Origin of the sequence: Variovorax sp. Sphag1AA, assembly GCF_014192575.1 — a bacterium.
In the GTDB taxonomy this organism is placed as follows: Bacteria; Pseudomonadota; Gammaproteobacteria; order Burkholderiales; family Burkholderiaceae_C; genus Variovorax.
Map to the genome: position 1 here is coordinate 185,512 of NZ_JACHYC010000008.1, position 24,090 is coordinate 209,601.

At 67.1% G+C, this 24,090-nt stretch carries 24 protein-coding genes; 2 read left to right on the top strand and 22 right to left on the bottom strand.

The window, feature by feature from the left end; genetic code table 11:
• Positions 1 to 16 precede the first annotated feature (16 nt).
• The 16 genes from FHW64_RS28890 to FHW64_RS28965 form a co-directional block, all read right to left on the bottom strand.
• Positions 17 to 721 (bottom strand): GntR family transcriptional regulator, encoded by a 705-nt coding sequence (locus FHW64_RS28890; protein ID WP_311733389.1) that lies wholly within the window; start codon positions 719 to 721, stop codon positions 17 to 19.
• Between the two features lie 48 nt (positions 722 to 769).
• On the bottom strand, positions 770 to 1,597 hold the full coding sequence (locus FHW64_RS28895; protein WP_184531759.1) for a CoA ester lyase: 828 nt from the start codon (positions 1,595 to 1,597) through the stop codon (positions 770 to 772).
• Complete coding sequence (locus FHW64_RS28900; RefSeq protein ID WP_184531761.1) at positions 1,597 to 2,178, bottom strand: cysteine hydrolase; 582 nt, start codon at positions 2,176 to 2,178, stop codon at positions 1,597 to 1,599. The genes FHW64_RS28895 and FHW64_RS28900 overlap by 1 nt, the downstream gene beginning before the upstream one ends.
• 33 nt (positions 2,179 to 2,211) lie before the next feature.
• Positions 2,212 to 3,411: a CaiB/BaiF CoA-transferase family protein gene (locus FHW64_RS28905; protein WP_184531763.1), complete on the bottom strand. Its 1,200-nt coding sequence runs from the start codon at positions 3,409 to 3,411 to the stop codon at positions 2,212 to 2,214.
• A complete protein-coding gene (locus tag FHW64_RS28910) occupies positions 3,408 to 4,577 on the bottom strand; it encodes a CoA transferase (protein ID WP_184531765.1) in 1,170 nt (389 codons plus the stop codon). The genes FHW64_RS28905 and FHW64_RS28910 overlap by 4 nt, the downstream gene beginning before the upstream one ends.
• Before the next feature lie 35 nt (positions 4,578 to 4,612).
• Positions 4,613 to 5,830 carry a MaoC family dehydratase N-terminal domain-containing protein gene (locus tag FHW64_RS28915; RefSeq protein ID WP_311733390.1) on the bottom strand — a complete coding sequence of 406 codons (1,218 nt, stop codon included), beginning with the start codon at positions 5,828 to 5,830 and terminating at the stop codon, positions 4,613 to 4,615.
• Between the two features lie 69 nt (positions 5,831 to 5,899).
• The gene (locus FHW64_RS28920; RefSeq protein WP_221210538.1) at positions 5,900 to 6,907 is read right to left on the bottom strand and encodes a tripartite tricarboxylate transporter substrate binding protein; all 1,008 of its coding nucleotides are present in this window, start codon (positions 6,905 to 6,907) and stop codon (positions 5,900 to 5,902) included.
• 17 nt (positions 6,908 to 6,924) lie between these two features.
• Positions 6,925 to 7,851: an SMP-30/gluconolactonase/LRE family protein gene (locus tag FHW64_RS28925; RefSeq protein ID WP_184531766.1), complete on the bottom strand. Its 927-nt coding sequence runs from the start codon at positions 7,849 to 7,851 to the stop codon at positions 6,925 to 6,927.
• A 16-nt stretch (positions 7,852 to 7,867) separates the two neighbouring features.
• The gene (locus FHW64_RS28930; RefSeq protein WP_184531768.1) at positions 7,868 to 8,617 is read right to left on the bottom strand and encodes an ABC transporter ATP-binding protein; all 750 of its coding nucleotides are present in this window, start codon (positions 8,615 to 8,617) and stop codon (positions 7,868 to 7,870) included.
• A complete protein-coding gene (locus FHW64_RS28935) occupies positions 8,610 to 9,395 on the bottom strand; it encodes an ABC transporter ATP-binding protein (RefSeq protein WP_184531770.1) in 786 nt (261 codons plus the stop codon). The genes FHW64_RS28930 and FHW64_RS28935 overlap by 8 nt, the downstream gene beginning before the upstream one ends.
• On the bottom strand, positions 9,392 to 10,378 hold the full coding sequence (locus FHW64_RS28940; protein WP_311733391.1) for a branched-chain amino acid ABC transporter permease: 987 nt from the start codon (positions 10,376 to 10,378) through the stop codon (positions 9,392 to 9,394). Before FHW64_RS28940 ends, FHW64_RS28935 begins: the two co-directional genes overlap by 4 nt.
• The gene (locus tag FHW64_RS28945; RefSeq protein WP_184531772.1) at positions 10,371 to 11,249 is read right to left on the bottom strand and encodes a branched-chain amino acid ABC transporter permease; all 879 of its coding nucleotides are present in this window, start codon (positions 11,247 to 11,249) and stop codon (positions 10,371 to 10,373) included. The genes FHW64_RS28940 and FHW64_RS28945 overlap by 8 nt, the downstream gene beginning before the upstream one ends.
• Positions 11,250 to 11,255: 6 nt before the next feature.
• Positions 11,256 to 12,170, bottom strand: coding sequence for an NAD(P)-dependent oxidoreductase (locus FHW64_RS28950; protein WP_184531774.1), 915 nt, complete (start codon positions 12,168 to 12,170; stop codon positions 11,256 to 11,258).
• Between the two features lie 16 nt (positions 12,171 to 12,186).
• On the bottom strand, positions 12,187 to 12,930 hold the full coding sequence (locus FHW64_RS28955; protein ID WP_184531776.1) for an SDR family NAD(P)-dependent oxidoreductase: 744 nt from the start codon (positions 12,928 to 12,930) through the stop codon (positions 12,187 to 12,189).
• 43 nt (positions 12,931 to 12,973) lie between these two features.
• Positions 12,974 to 13,822 (bottom strand): MaoC family dehydratase N-terminal domain-containing protein, encoded by an 849-nt coding sequence (locus FHW64_RS28960; RefSeq protein ID WP_311733392.1) that lies wholly within the window; start codon positions 13,820 to 13,822, stop codon positions 12,974 to 12,976.
• Position 13,823: 1 nt separating this feature from the next.
• Positions 13,824 to 15,035, bottom strand: coding sequence for an ABC transporter substrate-binding protein (locus tag FHW64_RS28965; RefSeq protein ID WP_184531778.1), 1,212 nt, complete (start codon positions 15,033 to 15,035; stop codon positions 13,824 to 13,826).
• A gap of 163 nt (positions 15,036 to 15,198) precedes the next feature.
• On the opposite strand from FHW64_RS28965, the gene FHW64_RS28970 reads away from it, so the two are divergent.
• Both FHW64_RS28970 and FHW64_RS28975 read left to right on the top strand, forming a co-directional pair.
• Positions 15,199 to 16,428, top strand: coding sequence for a CaiB/BaiF CoA-transferase family protein (locus FHW64_RS28970; protein WP_184531780.1), 1,230 nt, complete (start codon positions 15,199 to 15,201; stop codon positions 16,426 to 16,428).
• A 45-nt stretch (positions 16,429 to 16,473) separates the two neighbouring features.
• A complete protein-coding gene (locus FHW64_RS28975; protein WP_184531782.1) occupies positions 16,474 to 17,463 on the top strand; it encodes a tripartite tricarboxylate transporter substrate binding protein in 990 nt (329 codons plus the stop codon).
• On the opposite strand, the gene FHW64_RS28980 is transcribed toward FHW64_RS28975, so the two are convergent.
• From FHW64_RS28980 to FHW64_RS29005, 6 genes are read right to left on the bottom strand one after another with little or no spacing between them, the layout of a single operon-like run.
• Complete coding sequence (locus tag FHW64_RS28980; protein WP_184531784.1) at positions 17,460 to 18,641, bottom strand: CaiB/BaiF CoA-transferase family protein; 1,182 nt, start codon at positions 18,639 to 18,641, stop codon at positions 17,460 to 17,462. The two genes, FHW64_RS28975 and FHW64_RS28980, sit on opposite strands and share 4 nt — an antisense overlap.
• Before the next feature lie 8 nt (positions 18,642 to 18,649).
• Positions 18,650 to 19,438, bottom strand: coding sequence for an enoyl-CoA hydratase/isomerase family protein (locus FHW64_RS28985; RefSeq protein ID WP_184531786.1), 789 nt, complete (start codon positions 19,436 to 19,438; stop codon positions 18,650 to 18,652).
• A complete protein-coding gene (locus FHW64_RS28990; RefSeq protein WP_184531788.1) occupies positions 19,435 to 20,559 on the bottom strand; it encodes an acyl-CoA dehydrogenase family protein in 1,125 nt (374 codons plus the stop codon). The genes FHW64_RS28985 and FHW64_RS28990 overlap by 4 nt, the downstream gene beginning before the upstream one ends.
• Complete coding sequence (locus FHW64_RS28995; RefSeq protein WP_184531790.1) at positions 20,556 to 21,743, bottom strand: acyl-CoA dehydrogenase family protein; 1,188 nt, start codon at positions 21,741 to 21,743, stop codon at positions 20,556 to 20,558. Before FHW64_RS28995 ends, FHW64_RS28990 begins: the two co-directional genes overlap by 4 nt.
• A gap of 12 nt (positions 21,744 to 21,755) precedes the next feature.
• Positions 21,756 to 22,925: an acyl-CoA dehydrogenase family protein gene (locus FHW64_RS29000; RefSeq protein ID WP_311733393.1), complete on the bottom strand. Its 1,170-nt coding sequence runs from the start codon at positions 22,923 to 22,925 to the stop codon at positions 21,756 to 21,758.
• A 28-nt stretch (positions 22,926 to 22,953) separates the two neighbouring features.
• Positions 22,954 to 23,913 (bottom strand): tripartite tricarboxylate transporter substrate binding protein, encoded by a 960-nt coding sequence (locus FHW64_RS29005; protein ID WP_184531794.1) that lies wholly within the window; start codon positions 23,911 to 23,913, stop codon positions 22,954 to 22,956.
• Positions 23,914 to 24,090 lie beyond the last annotated feature (177 nt).

The window sequence follows — 24,090 nt, forward strand, 5'->3', positions numbered from 1 at the left end:
GCCTGCGGCCCGACGGCTACTGTATTTCCTTGAGCACCGTCCAGCCGGACTCGATGTGCTTGCGCATCGACAGCACGGCCGCCGACACATCGCCGCTGGCGAGCGCATCGAGGATCTCGTCGTGCTCCTTCACCGCATCGGCGCCACGCCCCTCGGCGGCATTGATGAGGTCGAAGGGATAGCGCGCCCAGAGGATCTGCACGAAATGCAGCGTCTGCGGCATTGCCGCGATGTCGTACATGCGGCGATGGAAGCGGTAGTTGACGCCACGGGCAATGGCGCGGTTGCCGGTCTCGAAGGCCTTGGCGAATTCGTCCGCCAATGTGCGCAGTTCGGCGAGGTCTTCGGAGGTCGCGCGCTCGGCCGCGCCGCGGACCAGTTGCGCCTCGAGCATCAGGCGCAGGCTCAGGATCTCGCCGGAAGCCCCGGCATCGAAGGGCACCACGCGGGCGCCGCGATACGAATCGCCGCTGACGTAGCCTTCGGCCTCCAGCAGCTTGAGCGCCTCGCGCACGGGAGTGATGCTCAGGTTGAGCTGCTCGGCGATCTCGGCCTGCTTGAGGCGCGAGCCGCGTTGGTAGACCCCGGAAATGATCCTCTCCCGGAGGTAGTCCGCGACCTGTTCTTCTTTGGTTCGGTATTCCATCACGAGCCGCACGCCCCTTGTGTCCAGGCCGAGCGAGAAGTCTCCGAAGGTCTCGCCTGAAAGCAGATGGCTCACGGCTCGCTCCAACCGGTTCGGCTCGGGTATCGCTCGGCGCGCTCGATTCTAAGCGGCCGTCCGGGGCGCAAGGTCGGCCAGGATCCGCCGTGCGCGCTCGACGACGGGGCGGTCGATCATCTTGCCGTCGAGCGCCGTCGCGGCACCCGCGCTGGCCTCGAAGGCGGCCAGCACACGCCCCGCCCAGATGCGCTCTTCTTCCGTGGGCTCGAAGGCCTGATTCACCGCCGAAACCTGAGCGGGGTGGATGCACAGCTTGCCGCCGAAGCCGAGTTGCCGCGATCGAAGCGCATCCTCGCGCATGCGGCCGACATCGCTGAAATTGACGCTGACGCCGTCCACCGGGGCATCGAGGCCCGCGAGTCGCGAATGCAGCACGACCTGCACGCGCACCGATGTCATCGCATCGCCCTCGTCCGCGATGCCGCTGTCGATCCCGAAGTCCACGCTGCCGAAGGCGATGCGCGTGAGACCGCGCACCGCGCACAGGGCCGGCAGGTCGAGATAGCCGGCCACCGTCTCCAGCAGTGCGACCACGGGCCGCCCGGGCAACTCGGAAACGGTGTGCGCGAGCGAGGCCCGGTCGGCCTTGGCCAGCATCACGCCGGCGTTGGGAAAGGCCTTCAGCATGCCGAGGTCGGCCTCATGCCAGGCGGTGTCCGCAGCGTTGATGCGAACCAGCGCACGGCCCCCCTCTTTCAGCCAGCCGGCGACGGCTTCGCGCGCCTCGGACTTGGCTTCAGGCGCCACCGCGTCCTCGAGGTCCAGCACCACCTGGTGCGCGCCGGAAGCCGCGGCCTTGTCGAACCGGTCCGGCCGGTGGCCCGGCACGAAAAGCAGGCTGCGGGCAGCGCGTGGCGCGGTCGCAGCGTTCATCACTCGAAGACCACGTCCTGCGAGCTCGTCAAGCGACAGAAGCGCTTGAGTCCGGAGATGGACTGCTCGTGCTCCTCGGCCGACAAGGCGCAGCAGCAGTCTTCCAGCACGACCATCTCGTAGTCGCGGTCGTGTCCATCGCGCACCGTGGCCTGAACGACTGCGTTGGTGGAGATGCCCGAGCAGTAGATCCGCCGGATGCCCTTGGCACGCAGGATGGCTTCGAGGCTGGTGCTGTAGAACGGGCTCACGCGATGCTTGACGATGTCGAAATCGCCCGGCTGCATGCCCAGGTCCGGATGGATCTCGGTGCCCCAGGTGCCGAGCTTGAAGATGCCGTTCTTGCGCGCGCCCGAGAAGACGGGCGACTCGGGCGGGCACTCGCGGTAGTCGGGCGAGAAACCCACGCGCACGAAGCCGATGTGCAGGCCGGCCGCACGGGCCTTGTCCAGCGCCTTTCGCGTGTTCTCGATGATGCGGCGGCCGCGCACCTGCTCGCCGTAGGCGGCCTTGCCGTTCGGGCCATCGGCGTGCACGAGGTCGTTCTCCATGTCGAGGACGAGGTAGATCGAATCTTTCATTGAAACTCCTTCAGGTCGATGTGAAGCGGGCGGTCAGAGGATGACCTCGCGCGCTTCGAGTTCGGCGCGCTGGGCGCTAGAGAGACCCAGCAGTTCGCCGTAGACGTAATCTTCGTCCTGTCCGAGGGCCGGTGTCAGCCGGCGGATGCCGACGTCGTCGGAGCGGCTGAAACGCGCGGGTGCACCCACTGCCAGCCGCGCCGGGATGTCCGGCGCGCTCACCTCGGTCAGCGCGCCCCGGCTTCGCAGGTGCGCATCCTCCGCGATGTCCTGCATGTTCCAGGACACATGCGCGCAGACGCCCGCCTGTTGCAGCCGCGCGGCCGTCTCGTCCGCATCGCAGCGCGACAGCCAGCGTGCGACCAGCGCGTCGAGGTCCGGTCGATGGCGACGGCGCCCCTCGGCGGTCTCGAAGCGCGGATCGTCGGCGAATTGCCCCAGCACGCGCTGCAGGTTGCGCCAGTCCTCGTCATGCCGAACCGCGAGCGTCAGCCAGCGATCGGGCTCCGCGGAGGCGTAGATGCCATGCGGCGCCATGGCCGCGTGGGCGTTGCCGGTGCGGACCGGCTCATGCCCGGCGCTGGCCTGCACGAGTGCATCGCCGATCATGGCCGAGGCCACTTCGCGCGCGGCCAAGTCCACGTGCTGGGCACGCCCGGTGCGGCGGCGCTGGTGCAGGGCCGCGATCGTCGCCAGCGCCGCATGGACGCCGGCGGAATGGTCCATCACATGCCGCATCTCCACCGGCGGACCATCTGAGTAGCCGGTCATCCAGCCCAGGCCGCCCCACGCGCCGAAGAGCGGCGCATAGCCGGCGAAGTGCGAATCGGGCCCGCTCTGACCGCACGACGACAGAGAAAGCAGCACGATGTCCGACCTTGCCTCGCGCAGCGCGTCGAAATCGAGCCCCAGCCGCTTCATCACGCCGGGCCGGAAGCTCTCCGCCGCCACATCGGACAGGGCCACGATGCGCTTGGCCAGAGCCACCGCCTCGGGCTGCTTGAGGTTGAGGCGCACCGACAGCTTGTTGGCCGACACCTGGTCGAAGGTGGCCGCCTGCATGCGCCCGTACACCGCATGGGGCTTGCGGAAGGCATCGGGCCGCGTGCGGCTTTCGATCTTGATGCACTCCGCGCCCAGCTGCGACAGCAGGTGCGTGCAGAACGGCCCAGCCGCATGGATCGTGAAGTCGGCGATGCGCACACCGGCCAGCGGAGCTCGGACCTGCTTCATACCTGGATCGCATCCTCGTTCATCTCGCCCAGCGCGGGCACCCTGCCGCCCCGCCGCAGCGGCGTGCAGCGGAACTGGAACGGCGCGACCAGCACATCCACCTCTTCGCCGTCTTCCAGCATGGCCGGTCCGAACAGGCCGCGCGCGGATTCGTGCTCGCCGCTGACCACCTCCGCAGGCGTGCGGTACTTCGCCGCCGGCACGCCGAGCTCTTGCGCGCGCCTGACGATCTCTTCCACCGGATGGCGGGCCATCCACTCGCGGATGTGCTGGTTGAGTTCGTCGCCGCGGCGGCTGCGTTCTAGCGGGTCACGCAGTGCGTCGTCGAGCGCCCACTCGGGCCGCCCCATGAGTTCGACGAGGCCACTCCACTGGCGGTCTTCCAGTGTCAGCAGTTCCAGATAGCCGTTGAGCGTCTTGAACACGCCGCCGTAGCGGAAGCGCCGGGTGGTCCGGTGCTCCAGCGAACCGTCGCCCAGGCGCTGCAACGCGAAGGCGCCCACGGACAGCGTCGCGTCCTGCACCGACACATCCACGTACTGCCCACCCTGGAGCGGCACCGACCACCATGCGGCCAGCGCGCACATTGCGGCGGTGCTGCCGCCCTGGTAGCCCGCGAAGTGTCCGTAGATCTTCAGCGGGGGTCGATCCGGAAAGAGTTCGTTCGACAACCCGTTGGGCAGCAGGTAACCCTCGCCGCCCGCGTGCAGCAGGTTGACCTCTTCACCGCACCAGCGCGCCTTGGGCCCGCTGGCGCCGAAGGGCAGCACGCTCACATGCACCAGTTGCGGATGCCGCTCCGCAACCTCGGAGGGATCGAGGTTCACGGCCGCGCGCTCCGCCAACGGCGTGTCGTCGATGAGGATGTCCGCCTGCGCAAGCTGCTGCTGCAGCAGCGCCTGCCCGGCCGCCGTGTGCGGGTTGCACACGAGACTGCGCTTGCCCACCGACAGATACGCGAAGAGTGCGCTGTCGCCGCCGTCTTCCAGCAGCGGAGGCGCGTGCCGCAGGATCGACCCGTGCTCGGGCTCCAACATCACGACCTCCGCGCCCATGGCCGCCAGCAGCCGGCCGGCGTAGGCGGCCGCCACCGAGCGCGAACGCTCGACGACGCGGCAGCCGGCCAGGGGCTGGTCCACCTGCGGCGAGTCTTCCTTCGATTGCATGCGCACTCCCTCTTGCGTACGGATGGCCTGTGGCGTCAGCGGACCACGGGCAATTCGAGATCCACTGCCGACCCGTCGATGAAGGCAGGCAGCTTCACATCGCGCGACGGCAGGGCCACGGTGGCGATCCCCGGGGTCGTGACTTCGCCGCGCTGGTTGACTGCGGCGATCTCGATGTCCACGAGGCCGATCTTGTCCTTGACGTACTTGCGCAGGACCTTGCCCTTGCAGAAGGTGGTGTCGCCGACGATGTTGAAGCGGCGCATCTCGGTGCGAACGCGCTTGATGACACCGGCATCGCCCATCCAGTTGGTCACGAGCGAGCACATCCATGCCGAGCGCTGCGGACCGTAGTCGTAGGTGCCGGGCACGCCGACTTCCTTGGCCACCGATTCGCGGTGATGGCCGATGCCCGTGTACTCGACGCCGCCGCCGGCCTCCGGGTTGCGGAAGAAGTGACCCGGGTGCTTGACCGCCGCCTGGAGCACCACGCCGTGCGTGTGACCGCGACCGCAGCCAACGAGGAAGCCCATCGTGTCCATCAGCGACAGCGGGCCGCGTGCGATGGTCGGAAGCTCTTCGCCCTCGCGCACCTCTTCCCAGTAGCGCACGTTGGCGCCGCGGATCTTCTTGACTTCGTCGAGCACGATCTCGTCGATGCGGTCGCGTTCCTCGTCCGAGTACTCGTGCTGCTCGATGTCCTTGTACTTGCCGGTGTCGCGCGCGGCCTTGCGTTCGTGGCGCGTGCAGGTGCCGAGCGCGCGGGCCACCAGCTCGCTGCGCTGGTTGTAGTAGCAGGCTTCGACGTACTGGAGCACGAGGCGGCCGGAGAACTTGCTTTCCTTTTCCTCGACACCGACCACGCGCTCGATCGCCGAGATGCGATCGCCAGGACGAATGTGGCGGAACAGCTCCCAGTCGTTGCCGGCATAGAAGCCGTGCACGCCGGGCAGACCCCAGCGGGTGCGGCCAAGCCAGCCGAAAGCCATCGGGAACATCGGGTGCGCGACCATTGAACCGTAGCGCGTTGCAGGACCGTAGCCGGCTTCGCGATAGAGCGGATTCATGTCGCCGATGCCGTTGCACCAGTTGCGCATGGTGTCCGCGGTCGCATCCTGCAGATACGGCCCCTCGGGACGAAGGTGCAGGCCGATCATCGCCTTGGCGGCGGCGATGGCTTCGTCGGTGATGAGTCCCTCGGCGGGGCGATTGCCGACGTCGGATTGAGGGGGGGTTGCGATGGCAGTGCTCACGTTGATGCTCCTAAGGGCAGGTTGAAGTCAGATGCGAAATGCGTTGGTTGGGGGGAAAGGGATGTGGGCTCACTCGCTGCGGATGCCGGCGGCCTGGATGGTTGCGCCCCACTTCTTGCGCTCGGCCTTCACGAAGGCATCGAGCTCGGGGGCGGACATGGATCGGGGTTCGACCCCGATCTCCATCATTCGGCGGCGCATCTCGGGCTGCTGCAGCGCGCGCTGCATGTGCTCGCTGAGCTTGCGGACGACCTCGGGCGGCGTTCCGCGAGGCGCGAACACCGCGTCCCACGCGACCACGTCGAATCCCGGAACGCCCTGTTCCGAGATCGGCTTGACGCCCGGCAGCATGTCGCTGGCGTGCAGCGAGGTGATGCCGAGTGCGCGCAGCTTGCCGCTAGCGATGTGCGTGCGCGATGCGGTCACCGTGTCGATGACCAGCGGGATCTGTCCGCCGAGGGCGTCGGTCATCGATTGACCCGACGACTTGTAGTTGACCGCGAAGAGCGGTGCCTGCGCTTCCTTCACGAACTGCGCGAAGACCACCTGGGCGGTCGTGCTCGGCAGGCCGACATTGAGCGTGTTGGGCTTGGCGCGCGCGGCGGCAATGAGCTCGGCGATGCCGTTGGCCGGAAAGTCCGGCGACGAGGTGGAGAACACCATCGGCAGCAGGCCGATCATGCCGACGCCTTCGAGATCAGTGGCCGCGCTGAACCCGGGGGTCGCGAACAGAAACTCGTTGGCCGCATTCGTGGCGTTGGTGCCGAGCAGGAAGGTGTACCCATCCGGCGCCGCCTTGGCCACGGCTGCTGCACCGATGTTGCCGCCGGCCCCCGCGCGGTTGTCGATCACGAAGCTCTGGCCGAGCGTCTTCTGCAGCTCCTGCGTGAGCAGGCGCGCCAGAACGTCGGCGCCCTGCCCGGCCGCGTAGGGCACGATGAGCCGCACCGGCCGCTCGGGCCAGCTCGATTGCGCCATCGAGCGCTGGGGCAGCGCGCCGAGCGCAAGGACCGCGGCCGCGCCCATGCACAGCAGATTGCGGCGGATGGGCCGTAGGAGCGCCTTCAGTGCTTTCATGCTGTTCTCCATCGCGCTCAAGCCGCCAGCACCAGGCCCGGCCGGGGCCATTGGGCCGCGAACAGTTGCCCATGGCCCGACAGGGTGATGAAGGCGGTGCGCCGATCGGGTCCGCCGAAGCAGATGTTGGTGCAGTAGCCCTCCGGCGCCTCGTGGAATTCGAGCAGTTCGCCCTCTGGCGAGAACACGCTGATGCCGCCGCGCACCAGCGTGGCCACGCAGATGTTCCCGTTCTCTTCCACCGCCAGCGAGTCGAAGCGCTGGTAACCACTCAGGCCGTGCACAAGTGTTCCGCCGTTGGGCGAGGGCCACGGCGCGAGGTCCAGTTCGCCGGGCCGCCGAACCGGATAGGACCAGAGGCGGCTCGTTTCCGTCTCGGACACGTAGAGCGTGCGACCGTCTGGCGACAGCCCCACGCCATTGGGCGTGAGCACCGGATGCGCGGCACGGCGGATGAAGCGCTTGTCGGTGCGCGCGTAGTACACCGCGCCGCGCAACATTCGGTCCTCGAAGGTCTTGCCGAAGTCGGTGAACCAGAAGCCGCCCTCGCCGTCGAAGACGATGTCGTTGGGCCCGTGCAGCGGAATGCCGTCGCAGTGCGTGTAGAGCATCTCGACCGCACCGGTCTTGAGGTTCACGCGCTGGATCGCACCTCCCTCGTAGTCCGCTGCGGGGCCCGTGGGCCGGGTGAAGCCGGCATCGGTGCGCCAGCTGAAGCCGCCGTTGTTGCAGATGTAGCAATGGCCATCCGGCCCGATCGCCGCGCCATTCGGGCCGCCGCCAAGGGTTGCGACAACCTGCAGTTGGCCATCAGGGTGCACGCGTATCAAGCGCGCACCTTCGATCTCCACCACCAGGACGCTTCCGTCGGGCATGGCGATCGGCCCTTCGGGAAAGCGCAGGCCCTCGGCCATCACGCGACCTTGCAGCTTGAGTTGCTTCATTGCTTGTCGTCTCCGCTCATGCATGTGCGGCCTGCGCCGCTTCGGCCCGCGCACCGAGGTAAGCGTCGATCGCACGCTGGCGACCTTCGCGGCTGCCCAGCGCGACCGAATCCAGTTCACCCACGATGTGCCCATGGCGCATCACCCAGGCACGCGAAGCCAGCTTGGCCGCCGCGTGAAAGCTCTGCTCGACCAGCAGCGCGCTGAGCTTGTGTTCGCTCTGGATGCGCGCGAGCCGCTCGTAGACGCGCGCCACCAGCAACGGTGCAAGGCCGAGCGAAGGCTCGTCGAGCAGCAGCAGGCGCGGTGCCGACATCAGTCCGCGGCCGATGGCCAGCATCTGCTGTTCGCCGCCACTGAGCAGCCCTGCCGGCGCCTTCAGGCGATTGGCGATCTCGGGGAAGAAGTCGAGCACCATCTGCTGGCGCTGCGCGCGCGTACGGCTGTCGACGAAGTAGGAACCCAGCGTGAGGTTCTCGGCCACGCTCAGGTCGGTCACGATTGCGCGGCCCTCGGGCACGTAGACGATCCCGGCGCGAAAGCGCTGCGCTGCATCGAGCCGGGTGATGTCCTGTCCGTCGAAGACCACGCGGCCCTGCGCCGGCTCCAGTCCTGCGATCGCGCGCAATGTGCTCGACTTGCCGGCGCCGTTGGCACCCAGCAGCGCCGCCACGGTGCCGGCGCCCATGGCGAGCGAGACGCCGTGCACCACAGGGCCCGCGCCGTAGCCCACGCTCAAGGCCTCGATGCGCAGCAGCTCACTCATCGTCGTCTCCCAGGTAGACCCGCACCACGTCGGCGTTGCCGCGGATCTGTGCTGGCGTGCCGGAGGCCAGCAAGGTGCCGACGTTGAGCACATGGATGCTGTCGCACACGTCCATGATCAGGTCCATGTCGTGCTCGACGACCACCAGAACGAGGTCCGGCGAGCGCAGCTTCTTGAGCGCGCTGGACAGGTCGCGCGTCTCCACCGAATTCAGTCCAGCCGCCGGTTCGTCCAGCAGGAGTACGCGAGGCTGCCCGGCAATGGCGCGTGCGATCTCGGCCAGCCGCAGGACGCCGGGCGGCAATTGCGAGGGCGCTTCATCCGCGACGTGCGCGATGCCCAGGCGAGACAGCGCGGCCAGAGCGAGCTCACGATTGCTTGCGCGTTCTGCACGCCCTTGCGGCAGCGGCAGGAACGCATCGAGCCAACCCGCGCGGCTCTGGCGATGCAGACCGATCGCAACGTTCTCGACCACCGACAGCTCCGGGCACAAGGCGACGTGCTGGAAGCTGCGTGAGAAGCCGAGCGAAGCGCGGCCCGTTGGGGGCACGCCCTCCAGTTGCACGTCGCCGAGGCGGATGCTGCCCACCTGCGGCGAGTACAAGCCAGTCAGGCAATTGAAGAAGCTCGTCTTGCCAGCGCCGTTGGGGCCGATCAAGCCGGTGATTTCGCCCGGCCTGAGCTGCAGGCTGATCTTCTGCAGCACCTGGATGCCGCCGAAGGAAAGCGAGAGGCCCTGCACTGCGAGCGGCGCCGGTTGCATCACCGTCGCGCTCATGCGTGACCTCCCTCGAGGCGCTTGCGCAGTGAGGCGGGCAGCGCGTTCACACCCAGCACCACCGCCAGCAGCGCGCCGCCATAGAGGATCGGCACCCAATCGCCGGCACCTGCGAGCAGCAACGGCATGAGCGTGAGGAACAAGGCTCCGATGAAGCTGCCGATGAAGCTCAGCGAATAGAGGCTCACCACCGAACCTACCAGCAGGAAGATCGACGTCCACAGCGTGAAACTGTTAGGCGACACGGTCGACGAGCTGAAGGACAGCAGCGCCCCGCCGATGGCCGCGATCGCGGCACTGAGCGCCATGCACGACAGCCGCGCCCAGCTGCGCTTCACGCCGAACGATTCAGCCGCTGGCGCCGAAGTGCGAATGAGCAGAAGCGCCATGGCCTGCCGCGAGCGTCGGAACTGTCGCAGTAGCAGCACCACGATGACCAGCCCGGCCAACGGGAGGTAGTAGCGCTGCAGTTCGCGCGACATGCCGGGCAGCGCGTCGCGCTTGACATACAGGCCTTCGTAGCCGCCGGTGACTTTCGAGAAGTACAGGAGCACCTCGGGCAACGCGAGCGCCAGCGCCATGGTCGCCACGGCCAGGTAGATGCCGGAGAGATTGCGCGACGGATAGGCGAACACCAGCCCCAGCAACGCACCCGCGACTGCGGCCACAGGCAGGCTGAACAGCAGCGAAAGACCCAGGTACCTTTCCGCGAGGGCCACCACATAGGCACCCACCGCGACGAAGACGCCATGGCCGATCGACACCTCTCCGCCGTAGCGGACCATGAAGCTCACCGCGAGCAGCGCAATCGCATTGGCGAAGCACAGGCCCAGCGTGAACGTCCAGTAGCCACCCGCCACCCACGGCAGGAGCATCAGCACTGCGCCGAGCACCACGGCGGCCCATGGAAGCTGGCGCGCAGCAGCGGCCCTTGTCTCCACCGCTGGCGCGTGCGTGGCGCTGACCATGGCCGCCTCAGACACGGGCACCTCCGCGAACCGCAAGGACGCCCTTGGGGAAGAGGTTGAGCACCAGCAGGATCGTCGCCAGCATGTAGGTGTTGTTGAACTCCGCCGCCACGTAGAAGGACAGCAGGTTCATCAGCACCCCGATGAAGATGCCGCCGACCACCGCGCCGGGCAAGCTGGCGAAGCCGCCGACGACTGCCGCGGCAAAGGCCTGCAACATGAATGAAGCCACGCTGGTGGACGACAGGAAGGTGGTCGGCACGATCAGCAGCGAAGCGATCAGCCCCAGCACACCCGCCACGACCCACGAGAAGAGATGGATCCGCCGCAGGCTCAGTCCGCACACCCGGCTGGCGAAGGGATGGGCCGACACCGCACGGAAGGCAATGCCGATGCGCGTGCGCTCGATCAGCAGGTAGAGCGCGCCGATCACGAGCAGCGTGACGCCGAGCACCGCGAGGTCATAGGACGAGATGCGGATCGTGCCCACGTCGATGCGCCATGCAGGCAGTGGCAGTTCGAGCGAGACCACGTTGGAGCCGAACACCAGTTGCGTGATGCCCTGCGTCACAAGGCCCACGCCCAGGGTCGCGATCGTGCTGGTCAGGTCAGACTTGAATACCAGCGGCGCGATGAGCAGGTAGGCCACCGCCATCGCTGCCACCATGATCGCCAGCGACAGCATGACCGCCGCGCCCCACGCCATGTTGCCGAGGATGCCGCCAGTGAAGCCGAACACCAGGAAGGCCGCGAGGCCTGCCAGGTTGCCGTGCGCGAAGTTCACGACCATCGAGCTCTTGTAGATCAGCACGATGCCGATCGCGCCCATGGCATAGAGGCATCCGCTCACGATGCCTGCCCACACGAGACCCAGGAAGTCGGCCATGGCGTGTCAGGCCTTTCCTTCGGCGAGGCGCTGGTTGCGGTCCACCATTTCGATGACCGCAGGGAAGTAGCGACCGCTGAAACCGTTGGCAGCCGTGGCCGCGTAGTAGCGCTGCGCGAGTTCGGTGACGTGCGCGGACACGCCGGTCTGCCCGGCCAGTTCGAGCACGTACGAGATGTCCTTGAGCACGTACTCGGGCGAGAAGGACTTGTCGGGAAAGCTGCGCGGCAGCATCGCCTTGCGGCCATGGTTGCGCAGCACGAAGCTGTCGCCGGAACCCTTGGAGACTGCATCGAGCAGCGTCTCGGGCTTCACGCCCGCGCGCTCGCCCAGCACCATCATCTCGGCCAGCGCGACGGTGTTCTCGAACACCAGTGCGTTGTTGATCAGCTTGACCACCTGGCCGCAGCCGACGCCGCCGCACAGCGTGACGTCGGAGCCGATGTATTGCAACAAGGGCTCGATGCGCTCGAAGAGCGCGGGCTGCGCGCCCACCATGAGGCTGAGCTCGCCGCGCTGTGCCGCTTCGCGTGTACGAGCCACCGGTGCGTCGGCAAACTGCACATCGCGTTCCGCGAGCCGCTCGGCGACGCTGCGGGCCGATGCCACCGTGGTGGTGCTCAGGTCGACGATCACCCGCGGACGACGCGCGCCTGCTGTGAGCCCCTGCGCGCCGAGGCACACCGATTCGACCGCAGGACCACCCGGCAGCGAGAGAAACACGATGTCTGCTTGCGCGGCCAGGTCGCCGAGCGTCTGCACGCGGCGTGCCTTCGTGCCTTGCACCGCCTCGAAGGCCGATTCGTTCGTGTCGAAGGCCAGCACCTCGCCCGAGTGCTTCAGCGCCATGTTGCGGCACATGGGTCCGCCCATCACGCCCAGGCCCACGAAGCCGATCACCGGACTGGATTGTTCTGTCATGGCTCGCTCCTCGCGGTCAGTCCATCCACATGCCGCCGCTGATGTCGAGCGACGTGCCGGTGATCCAGTTGGAAGCGGGTGAGCAGAGGAAGAGGGCCGCCTGCGCGATGTCTTCCGCGTTGCCATAGCGACCGAGCGGCACCGTGGCATTGGCCGACGGAGCGGCGCTGCCGGTGACGTTGGCCCACATCGCGGTCTCGACCGGTCCGGGTGCCAGCGTGTTGGCGTAGACGCCATGCGGCGCGCCGGCCTTGGCGATCCAGCGCATCATTCCGTGCACTGCGGCCTTCGAGGAGACGTAGGCCGGGCCGGAGGCGACGCCGCCGTTCTTCGCCGCAATCGAACCGGCCGCGAGGATCTTTCCGTAGCCGCGCTCGCACATCAGCGGGAAGAGCTTTCGCGCCGGATTGACGACGCCACGCACGTTGACTTGCATGATGGCGTCCCACTCCTCGTCGGTGCTGTCGCCGAGCGGTGTGCGCGCGATGATCCCTGCGCAGAGGACGAGGATGTCGATGCGGCCGTGCTTCGCGATCACGCTATCGATCACCTCGTCGGTGTCGGCGCGCGAGGTCACGTCGTAGCGGCGGTACTCGATGCCGGCGCCGATGTCTTCCTTCTCGGCGCGGTCCGTCGCGATGACGCGCGCACCCGCTGCCTTGAATGCGGCCGAGATGGCCCGGCCCATGCCGCCGGCACCGCCGGTGATGAACGCCACCTGGCCTTCCAGGCTGGCGGGGCCGCTCAGATGTTGTGCCATTCCACTTGCTCCTGATGATGTTGTTGCTGGATCGCCGCGCGTATCAACGGAAGGACGCGCTGGCCGACATGGCGAGTTCGCCGGCAGGCCCACGGGCCCACAGCACGAGCGTTCCGCCCTCGCCTTCGCGGCCTTCCACGCGGAACGGGTGCGAGACGAACAACGGGCTGACGCCGCGGAACTCGAAGCTCGCGAGCGCGCGTCCACCGCCGTGTTCCATCGCGAGGCCCTGCAGCAGGGTCGCGGTCAACGGGCCGTGCACGACAAGGTCCGGATAGCCTTCCTCATTGCGCGCATACGCCTGGTCGTAGTGGATGCGGTGGCCATTGAAGGTCAGGGCCGAGTAGCGGAACAGCAGCGTCGTATCGAGCACGATCTCGCGGCCCCATTGCGCCACGTCGTCGTGCCGCGCCGGCGCAGGTGTTGCGGCACCCGGAGGCGTTGCCTCGCGATAGACGATGTCCTGCTCTTCGACGATGCAGTCCACCCCTTCGCACTGCGTGGTGTGCTGCACGGTGACGAACCACAGCGAACCGCGCTTGCCGACCTTGTTCTCCACCTTCTGGATGCGGCTCTTTCTCGTCGCGCTCGAGCCCACAGGCAGATCCGCCAGGTACCGAATGCGGCTGCCTGCCCACATGCGACGAGGCAGCTCGATCGGCGGCAGGAAGCCACCACGGCGCGGGTGACCATCCACGCCGAGTCCGCGGCGGGGCACCGCAGGGTTGAAGAACATCCATTGCCAGCCCGGTGGGAGTGCGTCGCCGAGGCGCGGGCTGCTTTCGAGATCGAGCGTGGCCGCCATGGTTTCGACGGCGTGGACCGAGATGCGCTCGGTGCGCTCTTCTTCGCGGCCGATCCAGCTTTCGTAGGAAGCAGTCAACGGTCGCACCTCACGAGATCTTGGCGTCGAAGACCGCGGCCGGGTACGGCCGGAAGTCCCTCACCATCTTGAAGCTGCCGTCCGTCGCGGCCTGGATGATGGCTTCCTGCCGTGCGCCGCGGTGGTCGCCGGACTTGAAGCTCACGCCGCGCGCGCCGCCCACGGTCTGGTCGGTCATGGTCTCCATCACGTCGACGAGGCTGGCGCGCGTGAGCGGCTTGCCGCTGGCCAGCAGCGTCTTGAAGCCCTTCACAAACAGCGCACCGTTGCTCCAGCCATTGAGGCCGAACACGCCGATGGGATCGGACGGAAAGTACTTCGCGACCTGCTCCCGATAGGCCTTGATGTCGGCATCGTCGGCCGTGACCGGCATCAGCCACGAGGAGAAATAGGTGCCGTCGAGGAGATTGCCGGCCAGCTTGCGCGTGGTCGGGTCGGCCGTGAAGAAGGGCGCCATCCACTTGGCCTGGTAGCCGACGCGATCGGCGGCCTTCAACGCGGCCGCGAGATTGGCGTTGGAGCCGAAAAGGATGACCACATCTGCCTTCGCGTTGGCCAGTCGGCGAACGTGCGGTGTGAAGTCGGTGTTGCGCACCTCGAAGGGGATGGACTCGGCCGCTTCCTTCTTCACGGTTTCCATATGGAGGTCGAAACCGCGCTTGGCCGAGCGGCCGAGTTCGTCGTTCTCACAGAGAAGCGCCACGCGGTCGGCCTTGAGATCGCCGAGTGCGTAGTCCAGGTTGGCCGCGGCAGACCAACCGTAGTCAGGCAGAAGCGGGAAGACGAGCCGTTCGGAGAAGAGCGCGGTAGCGCCGCCGATGGGGCCGATCATCGGCAGCCCCACTTCCTTGGCATAGGGAATCACTGCGACCGATTGCGCTGTGCCTACTGGCGCGGCGAGCGCGAAGACCTTGTTCTCTTCCACCAGCCGGCGCGTGACCGCAACGCTGCGTGCGGGCTCGTAGCCGTCGTCGTAGGTGACGTAGTTGATCTTCCAGCCATCGAGGGCGTTGGTCTCGTTGGCCCACTTGAAGCAGGACTCCGCCGCGTGCGTGAGGATTGTGTAGAAGGGCACCGGACCGGTGATCGGGGTGAACGCACCGACCGTCACCGTCTTCGTCGCCGTATCGATACCGGGCGAGGCCTGCTGCGCAGGCGCCCAGGTGGGCAACGCCACCGATGCCGCCGCAACCCCGGTGGAGAGAAAAGTCCTTCTACGCATGGTTGTCTCCTGAACTGGAAGAAAAATCGCTTTCGAACCACTCAAGAATGCATTCTATAAGTTCATCGTGAAGCCAATGTCTTAGGGTTTTCCTTTGGGAAATGCCATTTCCCTATCCGAATCACACTTATAGAATGCATTCTCAAGGAGTCAAACCGAAGCCATGAGCCAACCGCCCCTTACCGGCAAACGCGTGATCGAACTCGGCACGATGCTGGCCGCCCCCTTTGCCACACACATCCTTTCCCAGCTGGGCGCGGAGGTAATCAAGGTCGAGCCGCCTGCAGGCGACCCCACGCGCAGCCTGGTGCGCGGCGGCCCGAGCGGCACGTTCATCGCCTACAGCCACGGAAAGAAAAGCGTCTGCATCGACCTGTCGAAGCCCGACGGCCAGGCCGCGTTGCGTGCGTTGCTCGCAAGCGCCGATGCGCTGGTCCACAACCTCGCGCCGCGCGCTGCGCGCAAGCTGGGCGTGACGCGCGAAGCGTGCGCAAAGATCAACCCGGCTCTCATCTACTGCCACATCCGCGGCTACGCCGGCGGCCCGCAGGAAGACGACCTCGCATCGAACCCCGTGGCGGAAGCCGCTACCGGCGTGATGGATGCCAACCGCATCGATGGCCGCCCGAGCCGCCTCGGCCCCTCCTATCACGATCAGTTCGCCGGGGCCTATGCCGTGATCGGCATCCTTGCATCGATGCTGCAGCCCCGACAGGAAAGCGATCAGGGCCATGTCGAAATCGGCCTGTACGAAACCGGCCTGCATGTCGCATCGCGCGATCTGGTGGGCGTGCAGCTCAAGACGCAACTGCTCGGAAGGCCCGAGCGCGAGCCGCATGGTGAATTCAGCATGCCGGGCTATGGCGCGTATCGCACTGCCGACGAGCGCTGGATCTACCTGCTCATGCTCACCGACGGGCACTGGCTCAAGTTCTGCGAGGCGATGAGTCTTCCGCAGGCTGCCGACCCCGCGCTCGCCACACTTCGGCTGCGTAAGAAGGCGCGCGAGCATGTCGAGGACATCGTCCGCCGCGCGATCTCGCAGCACGCGTTCGACGACGTTGTCGCGCGGCTCAAGGCAGCGGGTGTGGGCTGCACCGAAGTGCTGCCGCTCGAGCGCGTGCTCGAGGCACCGCAGTCGCAACAGCCGGGCAAGACACGCGCGCTGCGCTTCCGCGGCCTGGAATTCCAGGCGCCGGAGTTCCCGCGCCTGCACGCGGCAACAGACGGCGTGCGAACCCTCGCACCCGCCGAACTGGGTGAACACACGCTCGAAGTTCTCGAAGCCGCAGGTGTCATCGGCGCACAGCGCGACGCCCTGCTCGCGTCCGGCGCCGTGATTGCAGCCAAGCCCGGCTCGTTCGCCTGGGCGCCGGTCCGCGAAGCCGCCTGACACGACGCGCGAGAGCGGGCACCATGCTCGATCAAGGAGACATACGTGAACCCTTCCATCACCCGCAGAGGTGCCATGCTCGGCGGTCTTTCGTGTCTGCTCGGAGCGGCCGCCCTTCCCCTGCATGCGGCTGCGTATCCAGAGCGTCCCGTTCGCCTCGTCATCGGCTTCCCGCCGGCAGGCGGCGCTGACTTCGTCGGCCGGCTCGTTGCCCAGCGCATGAGCCAGGCGCTGGGTGCCAGCGTCGTCGTGGAAAACAAGGCGGGCGCCAACGGCATGATCGCGGCGGCCGACGTGGCCCGCTCTGCGGCGGATGGCTACACGCTGCTCCTGGGCGTGACCGCGAGCCAGTCCATCAGCCCCGTGCTGGTGGCGAAGCCTCCTTACGACCCGCTGCGGGACTTCACGCCGATCAGCATGGTCGGCTTCACGCCGCTAGTGTTGGTGGTCAATCCGAAGCTGCCCGTCAGATCGGTGAGCGAGTTCATCACCTACGTGAAGGCCAGCAAGGAGCCTGTGCCTTATGGGTCGGCAGGTATCGGCAACATCACGCACATGGCGGCAGAGCTCTTCGTGCAGACCACCGGCGCCACCCAGCTCCGGCACATTCCGTACAAGGGAAGCGGGCAGGTCATCACCGACCTGATCGGCGGCCAGGTACAGGCCTATTTCGACACGCTACCTTCGTCCCTGCCTTTCATCCAGAACGGGCAATTGCGCGCACTGGCGGTCACCGGGCAAGCGCGCTCCGCGGCCGCACCGGACATCCCGACGATGCAAGAGGCAGGTCTTACCGAGTACAGCCCGACGACATGGTTCGGCGTCCTCGCGCCGCCCCGGCTCGACAGCGCGATCGCGCAGCAACTCAACGTCGCGCTCGGGCAGGGTTTCAGCGATTCCGAGTCCCGCAAGGGTCTGACAGTCCGCGGCGTTGAGCCGGTGCTGAACAGCCCGAGCGAATTCCGTGCCGATCTCGAAGCGGACCTCTCCCGCTGGCGCGGCGTGACGCGCAAGGCCGGCATCACGCTCGACTAGCCGCCCGCACCCAGCGCTTCAAGTTCGGCGAGCACTTCGCGCGTGTGCTCTCCGACAGCCGGCAATCGCGCTCCGTGTCGCAGACCGCCATCGATCGTCAAAGGCAGGCCCGGGATGCGCACCGCATCGCGCCCCGGCGCTGCGATGTCGACGAACAGATCTGCCGAAACACCCGCACGCCCGGGCTTCACCTCGGCCATCGTGCGGATCGCGCCGACCACGACGCCTGCGCGCGTGAGCAATTCGGACACGGCATCCGACGACAGGTGCCGCAGCGCTGCCGATAGTTCGGCGCGCAACGCCGCACGGTTCTGCACACGCCCGGCGTTCTCGCGAAAGCGTGGATCGATTGCCATGTCCTCGCGCCCGATGGCAGCGCACAGACGCGGGAAGTGCTCCTGCGTGTATGCCGACACCACCACCATCCCGTCGGCGGTCGCGATCACGTCCGCCGCGGGCGCGGTGTGCGGCTGCCCGTTGCCGCAGCGCATGGGCAGTTCACCAGTCAGGCCGTACTCGGCCCATGCATTGCCCAGCGCCTCGATCGCAACGTCGACCAGCGAGACATCCACCAACCCGCCGCGACCGGTAGTGCCACGCCGCACCAATGCCGCGAGCACCCCGGTCGCGAGCGCGTGAGCGGCCATCGAATCGACCGCGGTGAATCCGACGCGGGTGGGGTCGCCGTCACGCGGGCCATTGAGGCTCATCATCCCGCTCTCGGCCTGCGCTGCAATGTCGAAACCCGGCCGCACGCTTGCGGGCCCGGCCTGCCCGAAGCCACTGACCTGCCCGTAGACGAGTCGAGGGAACGCATCGACCAACTGTGCCGCGCCAAGGCCGAGCTTCTCCATGCTCCCTGGACGCATGTTCTGCAGAAGCACGTCGGCGCTGCCCGCGAGCTTGCGCGCCTGCGCGCGACCCGCCTCGGAGCGCAGGTCAAGCACCACCGAGCGCTTCGACCGGTTGTAGGCGGTGAACATCGGGCCGAACGCATCGCGGGTCCAGCCCACTGCGCGTGCGGCATCACCGGCGGCGGGTTCGACCTTGATCACATCAGCGCCCAGGTCGGCCAGCGTCTGCGCTGCCGCGGGCGCGGCGATGAATTGACCGAACTCGACCACGCGCAAGCCCGCGAGCGGCGCACTGGTCGACGAAAAGGAATCTTGCGTTTGCATGCCCGACCTCATCGTCCAGTGAAGACCGGCTTGCGCTTTTCGAAGAAGGCCGCCGCGCCCTCCTGGAAGTCCGCGCTCGCGAACAGACCCGGCGCGTTGTCGAGCTGAAACGCCAACGCCTGCTCGATCGACATCGGCGACTGCCGCAACCCCGCCTTGATGCGCCCATGTGCCCTGCCCGGTCCTTCGACTAGTCGGCGCGCAAGCGCATGCGCCGCGGGCAGCGCGGAACCCTCCGTCACGTGCTCGTCGGCGAGGCCTGCCGCCCGCGCCTGAGCACCGTCCAGCTCTTCTGCAAAGAGCATCATCCGCCGCGCCATGGGCACACCCACACGCGCGGGCAGCGACCAGAACAACCCGGCGTCGGGCATCGCGCCCACGCGAACGAAGGCACAGCAGAAGCGCGCCGAGGCGCCGGCGACGACCAGGTCGCAGCAGGTCGCGAGCCCGAGCCCCGCACCAAAGGCCGGCCCATCCACTGCCGCGATGACGAGCTTGTCGGCCAATGCGATGCGCCTGTAGAGCCACGCGTTCGCGCTCATCTTGCGGCGAGTGTCGGCTTCGGGCGCACTCGCGAGTTGCCGGAGATCACCGCCCGAGCAGAACGCGCCGCCTGCGCCGGTCAGGATGGCGCAACGCAATTCGGGATCGTTCTCGAGTTGGTCGAGCCCCGCGAGCAGGCCCTCGACGACGCCCGGCGTGGAAAGTGAATTGCGTGTCGCGGGCGCATCGATGCGCAGCTGAAGCACGCCATCGTTGCGCTCGATGTCGACCACGGGCCGTTGATCTGCGGTCATGCCGGAATTCCTTCTTCGTCCAATGAGAGAGCGGCAAGCGCTTCGAGATGCGAAGCCGCACCGCCATGAAGCGTCGCTGCCGCTGCCAGCCGGCGGACGAACTGGCCGAGCTCGTACTCTTGCGTCATGCCGATGGCGCCGTGCAACTGCACGCACTCCTTCCACACCAACCGCGCGGCGCTCGAGACGCAACTCGCCGCACCCGAAACCATCCGCCGCCGTGCCGCATCGGTCGCAGCGTCGTCGTCCAGCGAGCGCGCAGCCGCATGCGTCAGAGCACGCGCTTCCTCTATCTCGATCATCAGGTCGACAAGCCGATGCTGCACCACCTGGTTTGCAGCAATGCTCCCGCCGAACTGCCGCCTCGTCTTCAGGTACTCCAGGGTTATTTCGAAGGCACGCTGCATGCTGCCAACCGTTTCCGCACAGTGCGCCACGGTGGCCTGCTGCACGACGACCTCCACACATGCAGCGATGGCTTCGCGCGTATCCGACCGCAAGCAGGTGGCTTCAACGCCGCTGAAGCGCAACCTGGCGGCACCACGCCCGTCGTACAGCGCACAGGCATCGATGGTCACACCCGCCTGATCCGCGCGAACCAGCAGCAGCGCCCGCCGTCCTTCCTGCGGCGAGGCTTCCACGATGTACGCATCGGCACCTGAGCCGCCGATCACGAGTGCGCCGCCGCCGCCTTCGAGCACCTCCACGCTGTTCTCTTTGCGCAAGACCGTGCCGTGCGTCCAAGGCACGAAGGCGATACGACGCGTGCCGTCGATGAGCCCGGGAAGCCACTCCCGACGAAGCTCATCGTCGGCGCATGCCGCGAGCAGCGGCGCGGCGAACACGCTCGCGGCGATCCATGGCTCGTTCACCGGCGCCCGACCCAGCTCTTCGGCCACCAGACACAGATCGAGCACCGAAGCCCCGAGGCCATCCGCCGACTCGGGCAGCGCCATGGCAAGCCATCCCATACCGGCGAAGGCTTGCCAGACTTCCTTCAGACAACCATGGCCGTCCAACATCGAGCGCTCGCGCACGGCCGCGTCGTAGGCGCGCTCGACGTAGCGTCGCGCGCTATCGGCCAGCATGCCCTGGTCATCGCTGAGGGTCATGTCGGTCATAGGCCAAGCACCTGTTTGGCAAGGATGTTGTGCTGGATCTCGCTGGAGCCACCCGCGATCGTGTAGCCGCGCGACAGAAAGCGCCTCGAAGACGCGGTCAATGCGATTGCGGCAAGTCCTTCCGCACGGCCGCTGCCATCGAGCGCGGCCGGATCGAGCGGCAGGGCGTCCTCGCCGAGCGCATCGACGGTGAGCTCCTCCCAGCGCTGGATCAACTGGCTGCCGCGCAGCTTCAACATCGAGACCTCGGCGCCGATCGGCTCGCCGGCCTGCGAGCGCGCGATGAAACGTGCGGCGTTCGCCTCAAGCGCCATGAGGCGCATGTCGAGTTCCGCGAAACGCTCGCGGAACCAGCCGTGATCCGCGATGCGCCGACCATCGACATGACGCTCCATTGCGACCGCACGCGCCCGTGCGCGGCGCCGCTTGTTCTCGCCAACGCGCGCAAGCTTGAGCCGTTCGAACTCCAGCAACGATTTCGCGATGCCCCAGCCGCGATGTTCCTCGCCCACCAGGTTGGCGACAGGCACTTCCACCGCGTCGAGAAACACTTCGTTGAAGACCACCCAGCCGTGGATGCCGACGATGGGGCGCACGGTGATGCCAGGGCTCTTCATGTCGATGAGAAGGAACGAGATGCCCTCCTGCGGCTTGGCCTGCGTGTCGGTGCGGACGAGGCAGAACATCCAGTCCGCGTACTGCGCATAGGACGTCCATATCTTGGAGCCGGTGACCACATACCGGTCTCCGTGGCGCTCCGCACGCGTGGCGAGCGATGCGAGGTCGGAGCCCGCGTTCGGTTCCGAATATCCCTGGCACCACCACTGACGCCCCGAAGCAATGGCCGGGAGGAAGCGATCGCGCTGTGCGTCGGTGCCATAGCGCACCAGCACCGGGCCGATCATGTCGAAGGTGACCGAGTTGAGTTCGGGCGCGTCGTGCGTGCACATCTCCTCGTCGAACGCGAGCTGCTGGCTCACCGTCCAACCTTGCCCGCCCCATTCACGCGGCCAGTGCGGCACAAGGTAGCCGTGCCTGGCAAGGATTTCGTTCCAGGCCACCGTGCGCTCGCGCGACAACTGCTGACCGCGCCGAACGCTGTCGCGAATATCCGGTGGAAGGTGCTCCTGCACGAAGTCGCGCACGCGGCGCCGGAAGTCTGAAAGGTCGGAAGTCGCTGTCATGGGTTTGTTGGCTCAGGCCCTCAGGCGCTGATGAAAAGCCCGGCGGGCGATCGCCGAGCGGTGAACCTCGGACGCACCGTCGTAGATGCGGAAGGGGCGCAGCATGCGCAGGATCATCGAGAGCGGCGCGTCCTCCGAGATGCCGAGCGCGCCGGCGATCTGCACTGCCGAATCGGCGACGCGGTTCACCGCCTCGGACACGAAGACCTTGGCCATCGAGGATTCATGGCGGATCGATTCGCCGCGGTCCAGCCGTCGCGCAACATCCACGGTCATCAGTCGTGCTGCATAGAGCTCGATGTGCGCATCGGCCACCATGGCCTGCACCATCTGATGCTCCGCGAGCCGCGTGCCGTGCGACTCGCGTCCGCTCGCGTAGTCCTGCGCGATCGACATCGCGCGCGAGGCCAGGCCGATGTAGCGCATGCAATGAAAGAGCCGCGCGCCTTCGAGCCGCAACTGGGCGTTCTCGAGACCACGCCCTTCCTCGCCGACCAATGCATCGGATCCCACTCTGCATTCGGTGAAGCGCAACTCGCCATGGCCGCCAAGGTCGAAGGGCTCGATGTTCGGAATGTCGCGCACCAGCTCGAAGCCGGGCGTTCCCCGCTCGACGAGGAACCACGACGGGCCCGCCTCGGTCCGCGCGACCACGATCGCGAAGTCCGCTTGCATCGCGCCGGTGATGAACCACTTGTGCCCGTCGATCACCCAGCCTTCGCCATCTCGCCGTGCGGTGGTGCGCAGCATGCGAGGGTCGGAGCCCACGCCAGGAGCGGGCTCGGTCATCGCGAAACAGGAGCGCCGCTCGCCGCGCATGAGCGGCTCGAGAAAGCGTTCGCGCTGCGACGGGCTCGCGAGTTTGTCGAGCGCGGCGATGTCCGGCTGGCCCGGGGGCGCGCATTGCAAGGTGGCCGGCCCGAGGAAACTACGCCCTGCTTCTTCGAGGAAGCTGCAGCATTCCTCCCACGAGAGATCGAGCCCGCCCATCTCACGCGGCGTGCGAGGCGCTCCAAGGCCGCGCGCGATCGCTCGATCGCGCAGGCGGCCCGTCAGTTCGCGCATCGCCTCGCGGTCGCCGGCAAGGCGCAAGTCCTCGCAGGGAATGACTTCCGTATCGATGAAGTCGCGCAGATTCTCGATCAGCGCATTGAATTCAGCGGTGTTGCGCGCCACGCTCACGTTCGCTTCTCCTGCCTTGTCTGCTGCATCACTTGCGGATCGCGTTGGCGACTTTTTCCCAACGAACCGCATCGGCCTTGATGAACGCGGCAAAGTCAGCCGTGTTCATGTAGGCCTCTTCGCCGCCGGCGTTGACCAGGCGTTCTTTCGTCTCGGGCGCGGCGGTGGCCTTCTGCAGCGCGGCATCGAGCTTCCGGATGACCTCGGGCGGCGTACCCGCCGGCACATGGAAGCCGTACCACGAGAGCGCCGTCACTTCCGGATAGCCTGCTTCGGCAATGGTCGGCACATCCGGCAGTTGCGCGGAGCGTGTGCTGTTGATGTTGGCAAGCGCGCGGATCGCGCCCGACTTGATGTGCGGATAGGCCACGCTCGACGGCAGGATCGCCATCGAGAAGGCACCGTTGATCAGGTCCGGCACCATCGGCGGCGCGCCCTTGTAGGTCACGGGCTCCAGCGGGATATCGGCCACGATCTTGAACATCTCGTTCGCCATGTTCTGCGTGCTGCCAGAGCCGCCGTCGCCGAATTGCAGCGGCTTGGGCGCCTTCTTCGCCATCGCGACGAACTCCTTCACTGTCTTCGCGGGCGAACTGGCGGGCACGACGAAGTAGCTCGGCGAGAGCGTGAAGCGCCCGACCGGCGCGAAGTCCTTCGGCGCCCAGCGCAGGTGGCTTTCCATCAGCGGGTTGTTGATCAGGAACGGCGCGGACACGAGCAGCGTGTAGCCGTCCGCGGGTGCATGCGCGACGAAGTCGGCCGCGATGTTGCCGGCGGCTCCGGGGCGGGCCTCGACCACCATCGGCTGGCCGAGCTCGGTCGCCATGCGCTGCGTGACGGCGCGCGTCTGCACATCGACCACGCCGCCCGCCGCATAGGGAACGATGACGCGGATCGGCTTGGTGGGAAATGCCTCCTCGCTCTGGACGGAACCGGTCACGAAAGCGGCCGCCAGGGCGAGGACTGCAGGGACGATGGACCTGATCATGGTGTCTCCGGAGTGGTGTTGGCGAGGCAGCGGCCGCGATTGCGCCGATGCCCGGACGGTCGAATGATGCGCCGTACCTGTTATGACAGGTGATAGGGATTTCACCTAAGCTGTCATAACAGGTCACTCGGCGATGATCTCGGCGTCGACAGAATTCCTCGCCCGTCATCGCACCCC